At 34.9% G+C, this 21,406-nt stretch carries 16 protein-coding genes; 5 read left to right on the top strand and 11 right to left on the bottom strand.

The genetic code is table 11. The features are described from left to right. Positions 1–49: 49 nt before the first annotated feature. The 4 genes from F1003_RS02595 to F1003_RS02610 all read right to left on the bottom strand — a co-directional run bounded on the left by F1003_RS02595 (position 50) and on the right by F1003_RS02610 (position 5,701). The gene (locus F1003_RS02595; RefSeq protein ID WP_155087640.1) at positions 50–1,510 is read right to left on the bottom strand and encodes an oligosaccharide flippase family protein; all 1,461 of its coding nucleotides are present in this window, start codon (positions 1,508–1,510) and stop codon (positions 50–52) included. Positions 1,511–1,552: 42 nt separating this feature from the next. After that, complete coding sequence (locus F1003_RS02600; RefSeq protein WP_202913872.1) at positions 1,553–2,836, bottom strand: glycosyltransferase family protein; 1,284 nt, start codon at positions 2,834–2,836, stop codon at positions 1,553–1,555. 76 nt (positions 2,837–2,912) lie between these two features. Further along, complete coding sequence (locus F1003_RS02605) at positions 2,913–5,333, bottom strand: YfhO family protein (RefSeq protein WP_155087642.1); 2,421 nt, start codon at positions 5,331–5,333, stop codon at positions 2,913–2,915. A 74-nt stretch (positions 5,334–5,407) separates the two neighbouring features. Further along, complete coding sequence (locus tag F1003_RS02610) at positions 5,408–5,701, bottom strand: DUF4834 family protein (RefSeq protein ID WP_155087643.1); 294 nt, start codon at positions 5,699–5,701, stop codon at positions 5,408–5,410. 107 nt (positions 5,702–5,808) lie between these two features. Here F1003_RS02610 and F1003_RS02615 point away from each other — a divergent pair, with 107 nt between their 5' ends. Together F1003_RS02615 and F1003_RS02620 are read left to right on the top strand one after the other, a co-directional pair. Then, entirely contained in the window at positions 5,809–6,774 is a 966-nt protein-coding gene (locus F1003_RS02615) for a transporter (protein ID WP_155087644.1), read from the top strand. 8 nt (positions 6,775–6,782) lie between these two features. Continuing rightward, positions 6,783–7,901 (top strand): GTP cyclohydrolase, encoded by a 1,119-nt coding sequence (locus F1003_RS02620; protein WP_155087645.1) that lies wholly within the window; start codon positions 6,783–6,785, stop codon positions 7,899–7,901. 56 nt (positions 7,902–7,957) lie between these two features. Here the strand turns inward: F1003_RS02620 and capB are convergent, their stop codons facing one another. From capB to F1003_RS02635, 3 genes are all read right to left on the bottom strand, one after another. Next, complete coding sequence (gene capB, locus F1003_RS02625; protein ID WP_155087646.1) at positions 7,958–9,217, bottom strand: cysteate-C-fatty acyltransferase; 1,260 nt, start codon at positions 9,215–9,217, stop codon at positions 7,958–7,960. 209 nt (positions 9,218–9,426) lie between these two features. Further along, positions 9,427–10,464: a cysteate synthase gene (gene capA, locus F1003_RS02630; protein ID WP_155087647.1), complete on the bottom strand. Its 1,038-nt coding sequence runs from the start codon at positions 10,462–10,464 to the stop codon at positions 9,427–9,429. Positions 10,465–10,538: 74 nt separating this feature from the next. Beyond that, entirely contained in the window at positions 10,539–12,599 is a 2,061-nt protein-coding gene (locus tag F1003_RS02635) for a S9 family peptidase (RefSeq protein WP_155087648.1), read from the bottom strand. 78 nt (positions 12,600–12,677) lie between these two features. Here F1003_RS02635 and F1003_RS02640 point away from each other — a divergent pair, with 78 nt between their 5' ends. Both F1003_RS02640 and F1003_RS02645 read left to right on the top strand, forming a co-directional pair. Further along, positions 12,678–13,001 (top strand): YbaB/EbfC family nucleoid-associated protein, encoded by a 324-nt coding sequence (locus F1003_RS02640; RefSeq protein WP_155087649.1) that lies wholly within the window; start codon positions 12,678–12,680, stop codon positions 12,999–13,001. A 285-nt stretch (positions 13,002–13,286) separates the two neighbouring features. Then, a complete protein-coding gene (locus tag F1003_RS02645) occupies positions 13,287–14,489 on the top strand; it encodes a hypothetical protein (RefSeq protein WP_155087650.1) in 1,203 nt (400 codons plus the stop codon). 144 nt (positions 14,490–14,633) lie between these two features. Here the strand turns inward: F1003_RS02645 and F1003_RS02650 are convergent, their stop codons facing one another. From F1003_RS02650 to F1003_RS02665, 4 genes are all read right to left on the bottom strand, one after another. Next, positions 14,634–15,641, bottom strand: coding sequence for a glycosyltransferase (locus tag F1003_RS02650; RefSeq protein WP_155087651.1), 1,008 nt, complete (start codon positions 15,639–15,641; stop codon positions 14,634–14,636). Between the two features lie 7 nt (positions 15,642–15,648). Next, the gene (locus tag F1003_RS02655; RefSeq protein ID WP_155087652.1) at positions 15,649–16,680 is read right to left on the bottom strand and encodes a glycosyltransferase; all 1,032 of its coding nucleotides are present in this window, start codon (positions 16,678–16,680) and stop codon (positions 15,649–15,651) included. 87 nt (positions 16,681–16,767) lie between these two features. Further along, on the bottom strand, positions 16,768–17,787 hold the full coding sequence (locus F1003_RS02660; protein WP_155087653.1) for a threonine aldolase family protein: 1,020 nt from the start codon (positions 17,785–17,787) through the stop codon (positions 16,768–16,770). Between the two features lie 3 nt (positions 17,788–17,790). Further along, the gene (locus tag F1003_RS02665) at positions 17,791–20,193 is read right to left on the bottom strand and encodes a zinc-dependent metalloprotease (RefSeq protein WP_155087654.1); all 2,403 of its coding nucleotides are present in this window, start codon (positions 20,191–20,193) and stop codon (positions 17,791–17,793) included. Positions 20,194–20,296: 103 nt separating this feature from the next. On the opposite strand from F1003_RS02665, the gene prfB reads away from it, so the two are divergent. Continuing rightward, a protein-coding gene (gene prfB, locus F1003_RS02670) for a peptide chain release factor 2 (protein WP_155087655.1) occupies positions 20,297–21,398 on the top strand; the annotation gives its coding sequence in 2 pieces (ribosomal slippage) (positions 20,297–20,359 and positions 20,361–21,398; 1,101 coding nt in all). Positions 21,399–21,406: the final 8 nt, after the last annotated feature.

Below are 21,406 nucleotides of genomic sequence, written 5' to 3' on the forward strand. Positions count from 1 at the left end.
GATTAAATAGATTGCCACGCTCATACTTCGCTCACAATGACAGTTAATGTCACTTCAACCGCAAATACTTCTTCATCTGCACATTAATATCATCTGAAACATCCAATTTATAAATCAAGATAAAATACAAAATACTAACCATAACCGACTTTAAACCAATGTTTATTAGCGGATGAAACGGAAAGTCCCAAAAATACATGAGTCCAGAAAGTAAGATTAAAATAAAAACAATCTTTAAGGAGGACCATGAAAAAGGCTGAATATTAAATTTAAGCTTCACAAATACAATTTTAACCGTATTATAAATTGCAACAGCCAAAAATGTTGCAAATGCCGAGCCGTCAATCCCGTAAATTGGGATAAAAATAAAATTCAAAATTATAGCGATTATTGCCAAAGCGACCCCAAAAAGTAACACCATTCTGTAATAATCACTATTAAATAAAATGGCATTATTATTCCCTAAACTATTGTCATACAATTTAGCCAGACTCACAATTAGGATTACGAAAAGTCCTCCTGTAAATTCTTCCGGCAGTATTTCATATAGCTGATTGATATTAAGAACAATCAATAGAAAAATAAAACCACTGATGACCAATAGACTCAAAGAGCTGCGCTTGTATAGATCTTCTAAGGCTGATTTGTTATTTTCATTGAGATACTTCGCCGTTAAGGGCATCATTATTTGATGCATTGAGCGTTGCGGTACTGCAATTACGGTTGCGATAAAAATGGCTACACTATAGTAAGCTACTTGCTCAATATCCTCTATCATCAAGCCAATCATAAATTTGTCGATATCTAAAATGAGCATGGCTACAGAACCAGCTATAATCATAAGTCCAGCATACTTTAATATAGCTGGTAACTTTTCGATTTTTTGAAATTTAAATTTTGGAAACCTAACGGAATAGGCATACAGTTTCATAATTAGCATTCGTAAGACATAAACTCCAACCAGTGCCAAAATAAATTGCTCAACACTTAACCAGCCTAGATACACCGCAAACAATAAAATCATAATGCAAACACGATGAAATATTTCCTTCATCACATTACCAAAAACGGTTTGCAATTGCACTTTAGACCATGCGAAGAATATTTCAAAATAAGCCATGGCAATTGCAATAATAAAGATGTGCCACACATAATCTTTAACTATAGGATTTTCCCTAGACAGTAAAGTTCCTATGGCTTCATAAGAAAAACAACCTATAAGCACAGCCGGAATAATAAAGGCCAACGGCAAAAATAACATAAAGGTTAAAAAGCTATTGATGCTGTTTTTAGATTTAAAAGACGAATAGAATTTAATAATCGCGTTATGAACACCAAATGCCGTAAACGGCATCATAATGTTAGCAGCAGATAGCAAAAAGGCAACTAGCCCATAATATTGATCGGTTAAAAAGTTAGTGTAGAGGAACAAGGTATTAATGGCACCAACACCAAAACCTATATAAGTGCTTATTGTATTTTTAAAGGATTGATTTAATACGATGCCCATAGCATCACAATTTACAATTTAAAAACACCAAGTTCCAAAACTCTAACGCACTAAACTTACCAACTGCTCTGTAAGTGCCTTTCTATGATATTTTTGAAGTCCGATACCATTCACTTCTAGGCTATTTTTTTGGTAAGATTCAAAATAGGCCATGATCTGATTTTTTAATTCCTTTTTTTGGTTGTAGTTAAAATAAGTCCCTGTATTTGTGGATGTAATGATTCGCTCCACATCAGCGTCTTTAGGACCCATGGCTAATATTGGTGTTTCGGAAATCAGATATTCAAAGATTTTTCCCGGAATAATAGCTTTGGTGTCTTCGGAATCAATTTCAATCAATAATAATAATTGAGATTTCATTTGAAACTTTATGGCTTCCTCATGGCTTACATAACCAACTACATTTAAAAACTGTACCAACCCATGTTGATGAATAGATTCTACAACATCATCACTAACCACACCTATTAAATTGAGCTGAAAGGCTCCTGAAAATGCTTCAATTTCATCAACCAATTCAGATAGCACTTCCCACAAAACCGCAGGATTTCGCTCTGAAAGTAATGAACCTATATGCGATAACGTAAACTTTTTATCCTTCCCTTCTACCCTTATGGAATGTGAATCGTATCCATTGGTTATAACGGTAATAGGTTGGTCAGTCTTTGACTGAAATTCATTTTTAGTATGATTACTGGTTACGATTATTTTATCCGCAGTATTTAAAACGTTTTGTTCTAAAGTTAAATGTTTGTTTTTTGAAGATTCTGTTAATTTCAACGCTTTATGATAGCCTATGGTTGTCCAAGGATCTCTGAAATCCGCTATCCATTGCACTCCAGTCTGTGCTTTAAGATTTAGACCAATGAGATGTAAACTATGTGGTGGCCCAGTGGTAATAATGGTTTTAATTTCGTTTTCACTTATATAGTTTGAAAGAAAGTCAACCGAAGGATTTACCCAATTTTTACGAGCATCTGGTATAAAGTAATTCCCTCTAACATAGAGCATCAGTTTTTCTATTAATGATTGCTTTTTGGCTTTTGGAATTACACCAGAACTTATTTTTTTAGAACTCTTTTTTGACAACATATTGGCAAAACCATACGGTTCTTTTATAGGCTGTTTTAAAACAGTTACATTATTTGGAATTTCATCAACCAAACTCTCATCAATAATTGGGTAGTTTGGATTTTCAGGGCAGTAAACAATGGGCTCAATACCAAAATCAGGTAAGTACTTAACGAATTTTAGCCAGCGTTGTACACCTGGTCCTCCAGCTGGTGGCCAATAATAGCATATTATTAAAATCTTTTGTTTGCTCATTTCTGTCATTCCTGCGAAGGCAGGAATCTATTTAATTTATTCAGAGTGTAGATTCCTGCCATCGCAGGAATGACAATTAGTTGTCTTTCTTTTTAAAAGTATAGAATATTCCCAACAACAAGAAAATTCCTAAAACAGCAGAACTTGCCAATGCTATAGTACTACCGGTTTCTACAACTTCTGGTTCAAACTTAAATTCTATAGTGTGGTTGCCTTTTGGTACTTCCATACCTCTAAGAACATAATTTACACGAATATGTTGTTTTAACTCACCATCTATATAGGCATTCCATCCATTACCATAATAGATTTCAGAAAAGACCGCAAAACCATCGTTTGGGTTGTTGGACTCGTATTTTAAATAGTTTGGTTTAAACTCTTTTAATTGAATCAAGGCTGTTGAATCAGCTTCATATAGGACAGTTTCTGGTTTACTGCTAAATTCAGACATTGTGGTAACAGCAACTGATTTTGTGTCTAAACTATCTAAGGCTTTAATTTCAGTATTTGCATTTGATAATTGCTTCAATTTGCTTACAAACCAAGCATTACCATTAGCATCAGTATTAGTATATGGAAATATGCGCCCTTGATCTTCGGCAATGATATATTTGGTATTCAGCATATTGAGGACGTTCATATTATTGTTGTAAATATGAAACTCCATCAATTCATTATAACGGCCTAATTTCGCTGCATGGTAACCAAACAGAGAATTATGAAAATATGCTGCGCGTCCTGGTTTCCGTTGCCCTTCAGAAGACATATCCAAAACCCTAAAATGACCATCATCCTTTAATATCTCTTTATCTGCAGAAGTAGGTTGATATGGTTTATCGACCTGCAAAGCAGATACAAACTTGTCATTATTAACATATTGCTTATCAATACTTACCAAATCAAAAAGTATTAATGCAGCAAATACAACAACTACAAGAGTTTCTGATAGTTTTTTCTTCAAGAAGAAATAAACGGTTCCTGCAGAGAGTAATACCAGAATTAATGTTCTTATAGTATCCGTAGTAAATAATGCTTTTCTATCTTTTATAATAGCATCTAGCAAGGGTTCTGGTATTCCTTGGTCATTTGGGCTCCTAAAATCAAACAGTGTCGATTTAAATAATAGAAAGACCAAACACAATCCTGCAGTAATTATAACCGTGTTTCTTAGTGCCTTTAATTTTTCTTCATCTTTCTGAAAATCATTGAATAAGCGTACCAATGCAAAAATCCCTAGAATAGGAATGCATAACTCCAAAATCACCTGAATTGACGTCACTGCTCTAAACTTGTTATACAGTGGCACATAGTCTATAAATAAATCTGTAAGGAAACCAAGGTTCTTACCATAAGACAATAACAATGACAGAATAGTACCACCAACAAGCCACCACTTTAATCTCCCTTTAACTAAGAACAAGCCCAAAACAAAAAGGAAAATAATAACCGCTCCCACATAAGCAGGCGCTTCTACAATGGATTGATCTCCCCAATACATTGGCGCGTTTTTAGAAACCTCTAAAGCTTCAATAGGTGAAGCACCCATATTAACGTAAGTCTTATAAGTTTCAGAATCCTTTCCTATGTCCTCCGAATTGCCTCCACCCATAAATTTTGGAATGTAAAGGTTAAATGTCTCAGCAAAACCATAACTGTATTCTGTGATGTAATCTTTACTTAATCCAGTAGAGACTTCTTTAGGTAAACCATCCGGATTTATAGTTAATTCACTCTTACCACGTGTGCTTTCTTTTACATACTCTTGGGTCGCCATAATATTGGTGGCGTTTAAGCCAACTGCCAAAATAGCAGCTACAGTCAATAATCCAACGGATTTAAAAAAGTGTGGCAATACTTTTTTTCGGTAGGCATCAATTAAATAAGCAATTCCGAGAACAATAACCAATAACAAGAGATAATAGGTCATCTGAAAATGGTTGGCGACAATCTCTAAACCTAGTGCAACAGTTGTGAGCAGAAACCCTACAATGTATTTTTTTCTGAAAGTGAGAATGATTCCGGATAACACCAATGGCATATAGGCTATTGCATGTGCCTTTGAGTTGTGACCGACACCGAGAATTATAATAAGATATGTGGAAAATCCAAATGCCAGTGCGCCAAGTGCGGCCAGCTTAAAATCAACCTTTAGCGATAGCAATAAGATGTAAAACCCAATAAAGTATAGAAATAAATAATCTGCTGGTCTTGGTAAAAAGCGTAAGGTTAAATCGAGTTTTTTTATGTAGTTATGTGGGTATTTTGCACCTAATTGATAAGTTGGCATACCGCCAAAAGCACTATTGGTCCAATAGGTTTCTTCACCTGTAGCTTTGGCGAACTCTTTTTGCTGCTGAGCCATGCCTATATAATGCATTATATCGCTCTGAAAAATCTTTTTGCCTTGTAGAACTGGACTAAAATAAGCTAATGACAAAACCACAAACCCAATTAAAACAAGGAGATGTGGTAAAAAACGTTTAAAGGAAAATGACATGAATATCGTCTATATAATTGAATCTGAAAAGTAGTTATTTTTTTGATAAAATTACTGCTTAATCAATAACTATATCAATCAATTTCTTCGTAATCGATATATTCTCCCACCTTTTCGTTAGAGGATTTATTCTGCTCGGGCATTTTATCTATAACCGTCTCCCCTTCGCGTCTTTTCTTCTCTTCACGTTGTTGGGACTGATTTTGAAAACCACCAAATTGTTGCCCAAATTTTTCTTCAGCTTTTTTTGCCACAAAACGCATAAGAAGCGGAGCAAAAAGTCTGGTTAAAATCTTTAAACCAAACCAAATAAGCAAAATAATTAATATAGTTCTTAATAATCCCATTGCCGAAGCTTGCTGTATCATTTAAAAATAAAGTAATATTCAAAAATACAATTATTGGTATTTATAATCCGTTATTATTCCTTAAAAAAAGTATAAAATATATATATTTGAACTTAAACCAAAAGCTAATGCGAATACTCAAATCAATTTTCGTTTTAATATTACTGCTAACCTACAACTCTACACAAGCGCAATATACCGAAGTCATAAACTCTAATCGCCCAGGATTATCTGAAAGTGCTTTCTCTGTCGGAACCAATGTTGTTCAGTTTGAGGCTGGTGCTTTTACCGTAAAGGAAGAGCATGTGCCATTAAATTATGAAGTATCTGGTTTTGGATTGGATTTTTCAGTACGTTATGGATTATTATTTGAGCAACTGGAAATCTCTTTAGACGGTGTGTATCAGAATGATAACATAACCTTTAATAGCGCCTCAGTTCCGGTTGAAGACAAACGCTCTAATTTTAAAAATTTTACATTCGGCGCAAAGTATTTAGTATACGATCCTTATAAAAATGCCGAAGAGGCTAAACCCAATTTATATAGCTACCATGCCAATAGAAGCTTTCAGTGGAAATCTTTGATACCAGCAGTCTCTGTGTATGTTGGTGCTAATTTTGACACCAAGAACAATCCTTACACGGCACCAGATGTAGAAGGGTTCAGTCCTAAAGTGATGATTGCCACCCAGAATAATTTTAATGGTGGTTGGGTTTTTGTCATGAATTTAATAAAAGACAGAATTGGCTCTGATTTTTCAGACTTTCAATACATTTTTACATTAACCCATTCCTTTACCCCACAATGGGTGGGGTTTGGTGAAGCTCAAGGTATCAACAGCGATTTTTATGCAGATAACATCTTTAGGTTTGGTGGTGCGTATTTATGGACCAAAGATTTTCAGCTCGATGCCAATATAGCTTTTAACACAAAAGACACGCCTTCAGTATTTAATATTGCTTTTGGTGCCTCTTACCGTTTAGATTTTCACCAAGACAAGAAAATTGATAATGGTAACGGCAATACTGGAAATTTCAAAAAGAAAAGAAAAAGGGATAAGAAAACTGACGATTTTGACTCTGACGGCATATAAGCAACTGCATGATTACAATTAAAGAAGCCACAACCAAAAAAGACCTAAAGGTATTTGTAAAGTTTCCATTCACGCTTTACAAAGATTCAAAATATTGGGTTCCACCAATTATCAGGCAAGAGCTAGAAACCTTCGACAAGGATAAAAATCCTATTTTTAATGATGCTGAAGCTCGATTTTTTCTGGCGTATAGAGACCATAAAATTGTTGGTCGTGTGGCAGCCATTGTAAATTGGCTCGAAGTCAACAAACAGCAAATAAAAAAAATGCGTTTTGGATGGTTTGACTTTATTGATGATCTGGAAGTCAGTAAGGCTTTATTAGAAACCGTTGAACGCATTGGCAGAGAGCATCAGCTTGAGTATGCCGAAGGTCCCGTCGGTTTTTCCAATTTAGATAAAGTTGGAGTTATGACAGAAGGATTTGATAGTATAGCACCAATGATTACGTGGTACAATCATCCATACTACATTAACCACTATTTGGAACATGGCTATAAAATTGAAAAGGAATATTCTGAAAGCAAGTTTCCTTTCGAAAATGTAAAACCTGAGACTTTTAAAAAAGCGCAAGAGCTTATTAAAAGACGTTATAAGCTTAAAGCACTGAAGTTTACAAAAACTGAAGAGGTCATGCCTTATGCTGATCGAATGTTTGATTTATTTAATGAAAGCTATGCCTCTTTAGCTTCATTTGTCGAAATTACAGACCTTCAGAAAGCCTATTTTAAAAGTAAATTTATAAGTTTTGTAAATCCTGATTATATAAAGTTTGTTGTTGATGAAAATGACAATCTTATTGCATTCGCCATAGTAATGCCTAAGTTTGCTGAAGCGTTACAGAAAGCAAACGGTAGGTTATTTCCAGTAGGTTTTAGTCATATTCTTAAAGCCAAAAAGAAAAGTAAGGATGTTATTTTTTACTTAATTGGAGTGCATCCAGAATATCAGAACAAAGGTGTACATGCCGTAATATTTAATGAATATTATGAAACCTTTACTAAAAAAAGTATACAAACCTGTTACAGAACACCAGAATTAGAGGATAATGAGGCTATACACAAAATCTGGAAACATTTTGACCCTGTAGTTTACAAACGGAGAAAAACACTGAGAAAAGACTTATAACAGAAAAAGGCTTTGCAAATTGCAAAGCCTTTTTTATATCTATAATAAAGTAATTATTATTCTCCCATTGCTGCAATTAATGCTGCAGACATTCTTTTATAAGTTCCATTTACCAAACGATCTCTAATCGCATCAAAAGCGTCTAAAGTATCTCTTACATCCTCTAAAGTATGTGTTGCTGTTGGAATCATTCTAAGTAAAATCATTCCTTTAGGTATTACAGGGTAAACCACTATAGAACAGAATATTCCATGATTTTCACGCAAGTCTTTTACCAAAGCCATAGCTTCAGGAATGCTACCTTTTAAGTAAACCGGAGTGACACAACTTTGTGTAGTTCCTATATCAAAACCACGCTCTTTTAAACCCGATTGCAACGCATCAACGATGGTCCAAAGATTCTTTTTAAGTTCTGGCATAGTGCGCAACATATCTAATCGTTTTAACGCACCAACCACTAATTGCATTTGCAAAGACTTTGCAAACATCTGAGAACGCAAGTTATATTTTAAATAATCTATAATTTCTTGATCAGCAGCAATAAACGCTCCTGTACTTGCCATTGACTTAGCAAATGTTGCAAAGTAAACGTCTATGTCATCTTGTACACCTTGTTCCTCACCTGCTCCTGCACCAGTTTTACCTAACGTACCAAAACCATGAGCGTCATCAACAAAGAGTCTAAAGTTAAACTTCTCTTTTAGTGCAACGATTTCCTTTAATCGACCTTGTTCACCACGCATACCAAACACACCTTCAGAAATTACTAAAATTCCTCCGCCAGTTTGTTCTGCCATTTTTGTAGCACGCTCTAGGTTTTTTTCTAGGCTTTCTACATCATTGTGCTTGTAAGTAAAACGCTTGCCCATGTGCAAACGAACGCCATCAATAATACAGGCATGTGCGTCAACATCGTAAACAATAATATCGTCTTTTGAGACTAAGGCATCGATGGTAGAAACCATACCTTGATAACCAAAGTTTAAAAGGTAAGCAGCTTCTTTGTTTACAAATTCGGCAAGTTCGCTCTGCAGTTGCTCGTGCAAATCCGTGTGACCAGACATCATTCTTGCTCCCATCGGATAAGCTGAGCCATATTGCGCAGCAGCTTCAGCATCTACTTTTCTAACTTCGGGATGGTTGGCCAATCCCAAATAATCATTAATACTCCATGTTATAACTTCTTTGCCCTGAAATTTCATTCTGTTAGAAATCTCACCTTCGAGCTTTGGAAACACAAAATAACCTTCTGCTTGAGCAGCCCACTTTCCTAATGGTCCTTTATCTCTGTAAATCTTTTCAAATAAATCCTTCATACGCTACGGTTGCAATAAGCCTAGTTTTCTTATGCCGAATGATACATAAAATAGACTTTGAATCTTAGTTAATTTAATCTTGTTAGTGTCCGCAAAATTAGGTAATAATATTATGACAGCATAATTTATTTAATTTTACTATCCACTAAGTTTTGAACATAAAAAAACCTACCATATTTCTATGATAGGTCTATTGTTAGTTAGTTACTTTATTTTATATACTCTATGGTGGTCGAAACTTCGTTTTTACTATCAAAAAAGCCTTGATCTGCCATCCATTTATCACTGTAAACTTTACTCATATAACGAGAACCATGATCTGGAAATATGACCACAACCTTGTCAGAAGGTTTAAATTCACCTTCCTCATTAAGTTGCTTTAATGCTTGCATTGCCGCACCACTTGTGTAGCCTACAAAAAGCCCTTCAGTATTAGAAATCTCACGTGCTGTATGAGCGCTTTCTTCGTCAGTTACCTTTACAAACTTATCGATTAAGTCAAAATCTGTAGCCGTTGGGATTAAGTTCTTACCTAATCCTTCAATTCTGTATGGGTAAATCTCTTTATCGTCAAACTCACGGGTTTCATGATACTTTTTCAATACAGAACCATAAGCATCAACACCAATAACTTTTACATTTGGGTTCTGTTCTTTCAAATATTTAGAAATACCAGAAATAGTTCCTCCTGTTCCGCTACATGCTACTAAATGTGTGATTTCACCATTGGTTTGATTCCATATTTCAGGACCAGTAGTGTTGTAATGCGCATCAATATTCAATTGATTAAAATATTGATTAATGTATATGGAGCCTTTAATTTCTTCATGTAATTGCTTAGCGACTTGGTAATAAGACCTAGGATCATCTGCATTAACATGAGCTGGGCAAACATAAACCTTAGCTCCCATAGATCTTAACATATCTATTTTATCTGCGGAAGACTTAGAACTTACAGCAAGAATACACTCATAACCTTTAATAATACTAACCATAGCTATACTAAAGCCCGTATTACCAGAAGTTGTTTCTATTATAGTGTCACCAGGAGTTAAGATACCTTGACGCTCAGCTTCTTCTATAATGTGCAATGCGATTCTATCCTTGGAAGAATGACCTGGATTAAATGCTTCAACTTTAGCAAAAAAATCACCATCAAAGTCAGAGGTCATTTTATTTAATTTGATAAGAGGTGTACTACCTATAAGCTGTAATACATTATCAAATACATTTTTGTTTTTATCCATAAATGTTAATTTCTGTCTTCTAAACTTTTAGTTTAGACACATAAAACCTTGCAAAAGTAACATTTTTTTTTGAACTAACTTGAAATACCTTCCAAATCTAAGAGAAATGCAAATTCCTCGGCATCTTCCTTAAGGCTTTCAAAACGGCCAGACGCACCGCCATGACCAGCATCCATGTTAGTTTTTAGATATAATTTATTAGAATCTGTTTTTATATTCCTCAGTTTAGCAACCCATTTAGCCGGCTCCCAATATTGTACCTGAGAATCGTTAAGACCTGTTGTAACCAGCATATTAGGATATGCTTTTGACTGTAAATTATCGTAAGGCGAATAGGATTTAATATAGTTATAATAGAGAATATCGTTTGGATTTCCCCATTCATCATATTCACCAGTTGTTAAAGGAATTGAATCATCTAGCATTGTTGTTACCACATCCACAAAGGGCACAGCTGCAATAATGCCATTATACAATTCTGGTGCTTCATTAATTATTGCTCCCATTAGCAACCCTCCTGCACTTCCGCCCATGGCATACAAATGTTTTGAAGATGTATAACGTTCTTTAATTAAGTGGATAGAACATGCTATAAAATCTTTAAACGTATTTTTCTTTTTTAACAGTTTTCCGTCTTCGTACCACTGGCGCCCAAGGTACTCACCACCTCTAACATGAGCTATAACGTAAATAAAACCTCTATCCAACAAGCTTAAACGTACAGAAGAAAAATAAGGGTCTACAGTAGAGCCATAGCTACCGTAAGCATACTGTAATAAAGGATTATTTCCATCTTTCTTAATTCCTTTTTTGTAAACCACAGACATCGGTATCTTGGTTCCATCCTCCGCTGTGGCCCAAATGCGCTCAGAAGTATAATTTTCTTTTTTGAATTTTCCGCCCAAAACCTCTTGTTCTTTAAGAACTGTCTTAGTCTTAGTACGCATATTGAATTCTATCACCGAGGATGGCGTTGTTAGGGAATTGTACCCATAGCGCAACAATTCGGTATCAAAGTCTACATTGGTACCTGTATATGCGGTATACGTCTCATTATCGAACGGTAAGTAATAGTCTTGGGTTCCGTCCCACCTTTTTATTCTTATTTCATTGAGCCCATTACTTCTTTCGCTTACCACTAGGTAATCTTTAAAAATATCTATGTTCTCAATAAGGACATCCTTTCTATGTGCTATGACTTCTTCCCAATTATTTATTTTGCGATCTTCTTCTCTGCATTTCATTAACTTAAAGTTTGTCGCTTTGTCCTTGTTGGTTAAAATGTAGAAATGATTCTTATAATGAGAAATACTGTACTCTAGTCCTCTAACTCTTTTTTGAAAGACTTCAAATTTTCCGTCGGGTTGGTCTGCATTAAGGATATGGTACTCGTTGGTTAATGTGCTATAACAAGCGATGATGATATATTTTCGGGATTTGGATTTGTACACTGTAACACCAAAAGTATCGTCTCCTTCTTGAAATATTAATTCATCATCTTTTTCTCCTAATTTATGCTTATAAATCTGATATGCTCTAAGCGTAACCTCATCTTTCTTAGTGTAGAAAAGTGTTTTATTGTCATTTGCCCAGCTTGAAGATCCTGTAGTATGCAAAACTCTATCATTTGCAACTTCTCCCGATTCAATATTTTTTACATGTATGGTGTAATTCCTTCTCCCTGTGGTATCAACTCCGTATGAAACCAATTTATTATTAGGGCTGACACTAATGCCTGCCAATTTAAAGTAACTATGGCCTTCTGCCATTTTATTACAATCAAATAATACTTCTTCAGGATTGTTCAACGAATCTTTCTTTCGAGAATAAATTGGATAACCCTTTCCTTTTTCAAATCTAGTGATGTACCAATAGCCGTTATACTTATAAGGCACTGAAGAATCATCCTCTTTGATTCTGGCTTTCATTTCTTCAAACAAATCTTTTTGAAAACCTTTTGTATGAGCCATTTGCGTGTCGCAGTACTCGTTTTCTGCATTAAGGTAGTTGATGACCTCAGGATGATCTCTGTCTTTCATCCAAAAGTAATTATCAACACGTAGATCACCATGCTTTTCTAAGTGATGAGGAATCTTCTTTGCAATTGGAGGTTTTACATTAGAATGTTTTGTCATTTGTTTTTAAGAAAAAATTAGTCTAAAAGTGGCGCAATTTAGTAATTTTGCATCGTATTAATTTAAAAGGCTATAACTATGTTTGGAGATATGATGGGAATGATGAGCAAATTAAAAGAAGCTCAAAAAAAAGTGGAAGAAACCAAAGAACGCTTACACACTGTTTTAATAGATGAAATAAGCAATGATGAAAAGCTTAAAGTTACTATAACTGCCAATAGAACTCTGAAATCCATATCAATTGATGACGAGCTTCTTCAAGACAAAGAAATGTTAGAGGATTACTTAATCCTAACACTCAATAAAGCGATAGAGAAAGCAACGGAAGTTCATGAAACCGAAATCGCTGCTGTAGCTAAAGAAGGCATGCCCAACATTCCAGGGATGGATATGTTTAAATAAAGCTTCTACTTCTACTTTTACTTTCTTTTTTCATTATTAGGTATATGCGCATCTGTATATTTAAGAAATAGTATTTTATAAATTTCTCTTCTATATAAATACAATACTTTACTAATCAATTAGTTAAGGTGCAAGTAAATTCCCATCCAAATACTTATTTTAACGACGAAATGCAATGTGTTTTTATTAAAACAGGAAGATTGGTATTTGGTCTAAAAAATATTACTAAAAAAACGTTAAATTTTATATTTGGTTAGTATTAATGCTATTAACCAATTTATAATCATGAAAAAAATCTCAAAATTTTTATTACTTGCGGTGCTAGTAATTTTTGCATCGTGTCAAAAGGAATCAACTGAAGATCAAGCTTTAGAAGAGCGACAAGCTGAGTTACGTTTTGACAAAGATGGAAACGTTGTGTCTGACGGTGAAGAAGACAAAGAATTAATTTTCAATGAAAACAGTGAAATTCTGAATGACAATACCCTAATGAATGTTGGTATGTCTAACTTAAGCACTGGTGGCTCAGTGGCTCAGGTTTACAATGTCATTGATGCAGACAGAGCACCTAACAGTAACGATGGACAACCTATATCTAATATGTGGTGGTCTATTACCGGAACAGACTATGATAGTCCTTCGTCATATTACAGTGCTGTAAATGATGATAACATGGTTTTTACTGAGTATACAGACGGTTCCGCTCATTTAGTAGGAACTACGGTTTCTGGTACATGTGTAGTGGATGTTGACGTTTGGTTTATAAACAAAAAGACATGGGCTGAATGGCAAGCCATCGGTGGTGGTCACAAAAAAGAAGGTACTGCTGGTGATGCATCTAATTCTGAAGACATGAACTTCTATGTTATAGATGAAACTAGAAGTACATTAACTGCCAATGGTGGTGATTGTGATTTAACTGGTACTTTTGGCTTAACTCAAAGACCTGACCCAAACGATCCTAGCACTCCAAATTTTGGTGCTCATGTAGGTCCTGGTGGAGCTAACTACGATTCAAACATCGGAGCTCTAGGTTTAAGTACTTGGGGCTGGATAACGGATCTATCTACAGGTGAACTCCTTTACATTATGGATTTCAACTTCAGATTAGAACTTGATGAAGAAGAGTGTAATGACTGTATTGGTGATGTTACTGACCTAACCTTAAACTGGGATTGGCACAATGATTACAGAGTAAGAGTATATCAACGTTACGAAAACACATGGTGTGCTACTAAGATATTTGATAGTGTAGTTGGTGCAAATGAAAACTTTACTATCAACGGTGCTAACGCTGACGGTACTTTTGGTAAGTACGTTTACATTTATGTAGGTAACTGTTATTATACCAAGATTAAAACCAACTGCTGGTTGAATATTGGACCAGGTTACAGACGTGGAGTGATAGAAGTAGTAAGCGGACATAGTTCTCAAGGTGGAGAGTTATGTGAGTATGATCCTCCTCAGTACTGGTGCTGGTGGTGGTAGAAATATCCCTAATAAATATCCCTAACACTAACATTAACATACGGTATTAATAATACTAAGAAAAGGAGACAATAATTAATTTGTCTCCTTTTTTTATACTATCTATCTTAAGTTTTTACAACGGAAAATGGCTGTCGAGAGAAATTATTTAAGCAACGGATTGAACAACCTAAACAAAACATAAAACAAGTTCTTGTTGTTAAATAGTTTTGTCAAAATGGTATAGGTCACCCCTTTGTAATCTTTGCCAACAAAACTATCCATAGGATAAGCACCAGTAGTGGATAGCTCATTCATTACAAGCTTTACTCTGTCTATAGTTAGTGTAGATTTCATCATTCTTACCATCATAAAAAACACAAAAGACTGTTGTCTCGTTCTTAAGCGTTTAATACAATTTGGATTTGAATTGTTCTTTTCTAAATCTTCAATAATGGACTCAAATATTATAGCGGCATTTCTGTTATCATCTATAACTCTCAAATAATGTGTCGGCTCCTTGCTCTTCATGGCAGAATCTTTAACAATTAAATGCCTATGGGCATCTATCGGAAATTTGGCTATTCTATTTGCCTTTAAAAATAATTGTGGTGTTATAATAGCATCCTCCATCCATCTATCTTCTATAAATCTGATCTTTGTTTCTTCAATAAATGATCTTTTAATAATATACCACCATACTTCATTTTGATATCGATTATTAGCTATATAATCTACACCATTATATATCTTAGTGCTTTGTATATTCTTAGCTTGTGGGCTTTCACTAAAAAAATTTGGGTCAGTTGTTTGTTTGGACAAAAAAGTTAATATATCCAGTGAATTATTTATTGCTTCATTAAGAATAGACTGTAAAACATTTTTAGTCAAATAATCGTCTGGGTCTATAAAGTAAATATATTCTCCTTTTGCCAAAGACATACCCATGTTTCTTGCACTACCCACTCCACCATTGGTTTTGGTGAATACATTAATATTAGAGTATTCTTTTTCAAATTTTAAAGCAACTTCTAAACTATTGTCTGTAGAGCCGTCATTAATTACTAAAATCTCATAACCTTCTGGTTTTAAGTTTTGTCTTAGTAAACTATCTATGCATTTACCAAGGAAATGTCCAGAATTATAAAGTGGGATGATAATACTTAGCTTCATATATACCTTAAAAGTTTAATAGTCTAAACCTGTAAAGCAACCTACATGGAAACAATATTGTGTAAAATAAAAACTTGTTATTGAAAATATAGATTAGAGTATTATGTTTAAGAGAATTATAGCGTTCTCCTATGAAGTTTTTTATTGGATAGGCATCAATCGCTTTAAGTTTTTTAAGTATTTTATTTATTTCACTGATTGAAATTCCCGATTTAATTAATGTATAGAACATTACATATACATTAACATCGCGCCAATGCTCTACTTTATGAACTACATCATCCAATTTTGGGTCATTTTTTTTGGCAATATCAGAAGCTAATAAATTATAACGATCAAAAATCTCCATATAATTATCAATCATTTTAGCTAGATGTTTCCTTTCATTGCTATTCATAATCGAGGTTGGCACTATTACATACCTATGAATATCTATGGGCAAATATAGCATGCGTTTAGCCATATGAAATAACCTAAGGGTGAAAGGCCCATCACCTAATGGATTATTTTCATCAAAGCTCAATGCATGTTTTTTCATAAAATCTCTTTTTATGAAATACCACCACACAGTGTTAGCATGGTATGCATTATTTGCCAAAAAATGATTACCACTTTCCACCTCTACGCTTAGCTTTTGATCATTCTTTGTGGATGCATGCAAATCTTTTCTAGGTGTAGAAATATAATCAAAACCCAAAACATCAACATCCTTTTCAATCGCTATATTAATAATTTTACCCAATGAATTATGAACGATATAGTCATCCGAATCTAGGTTGTATATATACTTCCCATTAGCTAATTGCAATAACTTGTTTCGAGTAGCGTATAGACCAATATTCTCATGTGTGTAAAGTCTTATGTTATCGTACTCCTCTGCATAGTGCTTAGCAATTTCATATGAGCTGTCCGTAGAACCATCATTGAGTACAATTATTTCATAATCCTCAGTAGGAATGTCTTGATTAATCACACTGTCTAAACAGTTGCTGATGTGGTCCTCGACATTATACATTGGAATTAAAACGCTAAGTTTCATGGTTAAAATTTAGGTAGGACGAAAGTATAAGTATTACACAACACCTCTAAATATTCTCGTTAATGTGTTGAAGATAAACTTTCAAAATCAGAACGCACTTAACAAATTTAGTAACTTTTTGTGCATTTGGTCTGTGTAGTCTAAATGTGTAACCATTCGTAACTTATTACTTCCCATACCAATAATATGAATGTTTTTGTCTTTCAGTATATTTAAAAATTGTGTTTCGTCAATATCATCATTCAATTCAAAAATAACTATGTTGGTTTCAATAGGCTCTACTTTCTTAATCTGATTTAATTGTGAGAGCACCTCTCCTATTTCCTTAGCTTTTTTGTGATCTTCTGTTAATCGTTCAAAATGATTATCCAAGGCATAAAGTCCTGCTGCAGCCAAATACCCTACTTGCCGCATACCTCCACCGAGAATTTTTCTTACTCTAATGGCACCTTTCATAATCTCTTTGTTACCCATTAACACAGAACCAATTGGGCAACCTAATCCTTTGCTCAGGCAAACTGAAATTGTATCAAACAACTCTCCATATTGCTCAGGATTTTCATCTTTGGCAATTAAGGCGTTCCAAAGTCTTGCACCATCTAAATGATAGCCTAAATTATGTGTATCTGCCACTTTTCTCAACTTCTTAAGTTCTTCAAAATCCCAGCAGGCTCCACCTCCTTTATTTGTGGTATTTTCTACAGCAATTAAAGACGTTAATGGACTATGATAAAAATCTGGTGGGTTTATGGAAGCTTCTGCTTGTTCTGCCGTAAACATTCCACGATGTCCATCCACCAGCTTACAAGAAATGCCACTATTAAATGAAGCTCCACCTCCTTCATAGTTATAAATATGTGCATACTTATCACAGATGACCTGTTCACCTGGATTGGTATGCAACTTTAGTGCCGCTTGATTAGCCATACTACCCGTTGGAAAAAACAAAGCTTCATCCATACCGAACATATTGGCTAAGCGCTTTTCCAAAGCATTTACTGTTGGGTCTTCTTTATATACATCATCACCAACTTCTGCCGTTAGCATAGCTTCTAACATGCTTTTAGTTGGTTTTGTAACGGTATCGCTTCTTAAGTCTATTATCATGTTCTAATTTGAATTATAATTACAAATATCACTACCAATTGGCGAACCATCTGGTATTTTTGGTGATGCCTCAATCTTAAATTTTTCTGGATGCTCATAAAATTCTTTAATCAAGAAATTGTATTGCATCTTCATTTCGTCTAGAGATAAATTTCCTTGGGCAATATTGCGTATAGCATTGTTTGCTATGGCTTTTGTCTGAAAATAGCTTTCATCATTCGTAGCTAAATTCATTAAATACTTTAAAACATTTACATTTATCTGCTGTTGAATTTCCACTAAATAAGCGTCTTCAAAGGTCTTTTCAAAAGTCTGTTTTATTATATCATCAATTACAGCATCTAAACTCAATTGATTATTATCCAAACTCTTTTGTAGCACCAATCTATTGGCTCGCTGTGGATGTAACAAATATTTTAAGGTCATATCACTCGAAGTATTTGCAGCACTCAAAGGATCAAAAGCAACACCTGTTTTTCCTTTAAAGGATTCTCGAGAACGGTTATAACCAAATGCTCTAGGTGGAAATAGGTTCAATTTGTTCTTAGGAATTGCCAAAGTTTCAGCGTTTAAAGTTTTTAAAACCGCTTCTAAAGTTTCCTTTTGAATATCAACATCAATAAGTTCTACCGTGAATTGCCCATCTTCTTTTAAAGTATAGTTATAATCTAAACCTCCAATAACCTTAGTTGCCGCTTCCACCTGATAGCGATGATAAAAATATAAGGGTACAAATACATCCTCTAAAACGGAATATGGCTCATAACTCCTAATATTATCTTCCGAAAAATTTAAAATCGCTTTTTTACGCAATTCTAAAACATTATTTAGCTCATCTGCTGCAGATTTACCGTTATCCCATAAATGTGATAATGCATGTGCTCCACCAGAGGCTCTTGCATCAGAATCCGTTATAAATCGTAATCCTGAATCCTGTGCTTCTTTCAATATTTGATTTAATGCTTCTTCTTCATCTGCATTTTTATCAAATTCAGAATAACTGTAAGCCACGGTAACCTTATCCCACTCACCTATTCCTGTAGCGTAAGCATTACTAAAATCAATATCTCCATTATTGAGCGAAATCTGAGGATGTGGGTAATCCATTACCGAAGCTCTATCGTTGGTACTTGCCGCAAAGTTGTGTGCAAACCCTATGGTGTGTCCTACTTCATGAGCGCTCAATTGACGTATTCTCGCCAAAGCCATGTCTAACATAGGTTGATAATTATCATCGCTTTCGGCAAAGGGTTTATTCATTAAGGCTTGTGCAATCATATAATCTTGACGAATCCGCAAACTTCCCAAACTTACATGGCCTTTTATTATTTCTCCTGTTCTTGGGTCAACAACACTCGCTCCATAGCTCCAACCTCGTGTACTTCTGTGCACCCATTGGATGACATTATAACGGCAATCCATAGGATCTGCATCCTTAGGTAGCATTTTCACCTGAAATGCATCTTTAAAGCCAATAGCTTCGTAGGCTTCGTTCCACCAACGTGCACCATCCAACAATGCAGAGCGTACAGGTTCTGGCGTACCAGGATCGAGATAATAGATTATCGGCTCTTTTGCTTCACTGATTTCAGCATTTGGGTTTTTCTTTTCTAAACGATGCCTAATGATATACCGTTTTCTAATATCCTCTTGAATTGGCGCAGCATAATCCATAAAAGAGATGGATATTGCTCCGCTTCGAGGGTCAAATTCACGTGGCTCATAATCGTTACCTGGTAATTTTATAAACGAGTGATGTTGGACTACAGTCACTAAAGACGACGTAGGTGTAACACTTCTTAAATTTTTACCTGTTGGTTGACCCTTAAAGGTTAGCATAGCTTCAAACTCAACATTCTCAGGAAATGCCTTTGTACGCTCTAACGACAAAGCACTTTTTGAAGCATCAATTTTATAAGTACCTTCTTTTCTTTGTTTTAATCTATAGGCTACTCCATGGGTATCTTCCATTAAAAATGGTGTGAAATCAACTATGAAATTTCCTTTGTCTTCCGAGAGGATTTTAAACCCGAATAATACTGATTTGGCGAAGGCCTGTTCAATACTTTTACGCTCTAATTCATTATCCGTATTGGCTCTGAATTTTAAATTTGGTTGAATTAACAGCAATTTGTTACCTGCTTTTTGAAAATACACCAAACGCTCATTGCCCAACTGCCCTCTATCCAATCCAATATCATTACTACCAACACCTGATGCCAATGAGTTCACATAAAGAAATTCCTCATTCAGTTTTTTAACCTTTAAAAATATTTTGTCTGTGCTTTCTTCGTAGTAAAAATCAAAAAAGCCTTCATAAAACTTAAGGTCCTTTTTGTTTAAAATCTGTGCATTTAACTGTAAACATGCCAGTAAGAAGATTAAAGGAAGGTATAGTTTTTTCATATTAAGAATATTGAGTCATAAAACTACGGAATTTCTAAAAAACCGATTGAAAATTATGGCACTTTAACGAGGCATATTATATTTGCAGAAATTACGACTACTTATGATTACATCAGATCAAATAAAAGATCTTAATTCCCGTCTAGACGCACTTAGACAGTATCTTTGACTTAGATGCCAAACTTATAGAAATTGCCAACGAAGAAGAGCAAACTTTTGATCCTGATTTTTGGAACGATTCCCAAAAAGCACAGAAGATTATGCGATCTATCCGTGAAAAGAAAAGTTGGGTCGAGGATTTTAACACCGCAAAAGAGCTTTATGAAGACTTAGAGGTCATCTATGAATTTTATAAAGAAGGCGAAGCTGAACTTGAAAATGTAGAGATTCGTTACGGAAAAGCCTTAACTGCCATTGAGAAACTCGAATTTAAAAATATGCTCTCCGAAGAGGGAGACAGTTTAAGTGCTGTACTTCAAATTACTGCAGGTGCTGGTGGAACAGAGTCTTGTGATTGGGCAAGTATGCTTATGCGCATGTATTTAATGTATGCTGAAAAAAGTGGTTACAAAGTAAAAGAACTCAATTTACAGGAAGGCGATGTTGCAGGTATTAAAACCGTAACATTAGAAATTGAAGGTGATTATGCCTTTGGTTGGCTTAAAGGCGAAAATGGTGTACATCGTTTAGTACGTATCTCACCTTTTGATAGTAATGCCAAGCGACATACCAGTTTTGCATCTGTATATGTATATCCATTGGTGGATGATTCCATTGAGATTGAAATTAACCCTTCTGATATTGAAATCACTACGGCTCGCTCTAGTGGTGCTGGTGGACAAAATGTCAACAAGGTTGAAACCAAAGTTCAATTATTACACAAACCAACTGGGATTCAAATTCAATGTTCTGAAACGCGCTCTCAGCATGATAACCGTACCAGAGCTATGCAAATGCTTAAATCGCAGTTGTACGAAATTGAACTACAAAAACAAATGGCACAACGCGACGATATTGAGGCTAGTAAAATGAAGATTGAATGGGGAAGCCAAATTAGAAACTATGTGATGCACCCTTATAAACTGGTAAAAGATGTAAGATCAGCCCATGAAACAGGAAACGTCGATGCTGTTATGGATGGAGATATTGAACCGTTCTTAAAAGCTTACCTTATGATGATGGGGCAAAAAGATACGGCACAATAATTGGACAA

This window comes from Winogradskyella ouciana, assembly GCF_009709615.1.
Classification (GTDB): Bacteria; Bacteroidota; Bacteroidia; order Flavobacteriales; family Flavobacteriaceae; genus Winogradskyella; species Winogradskyella ouciana.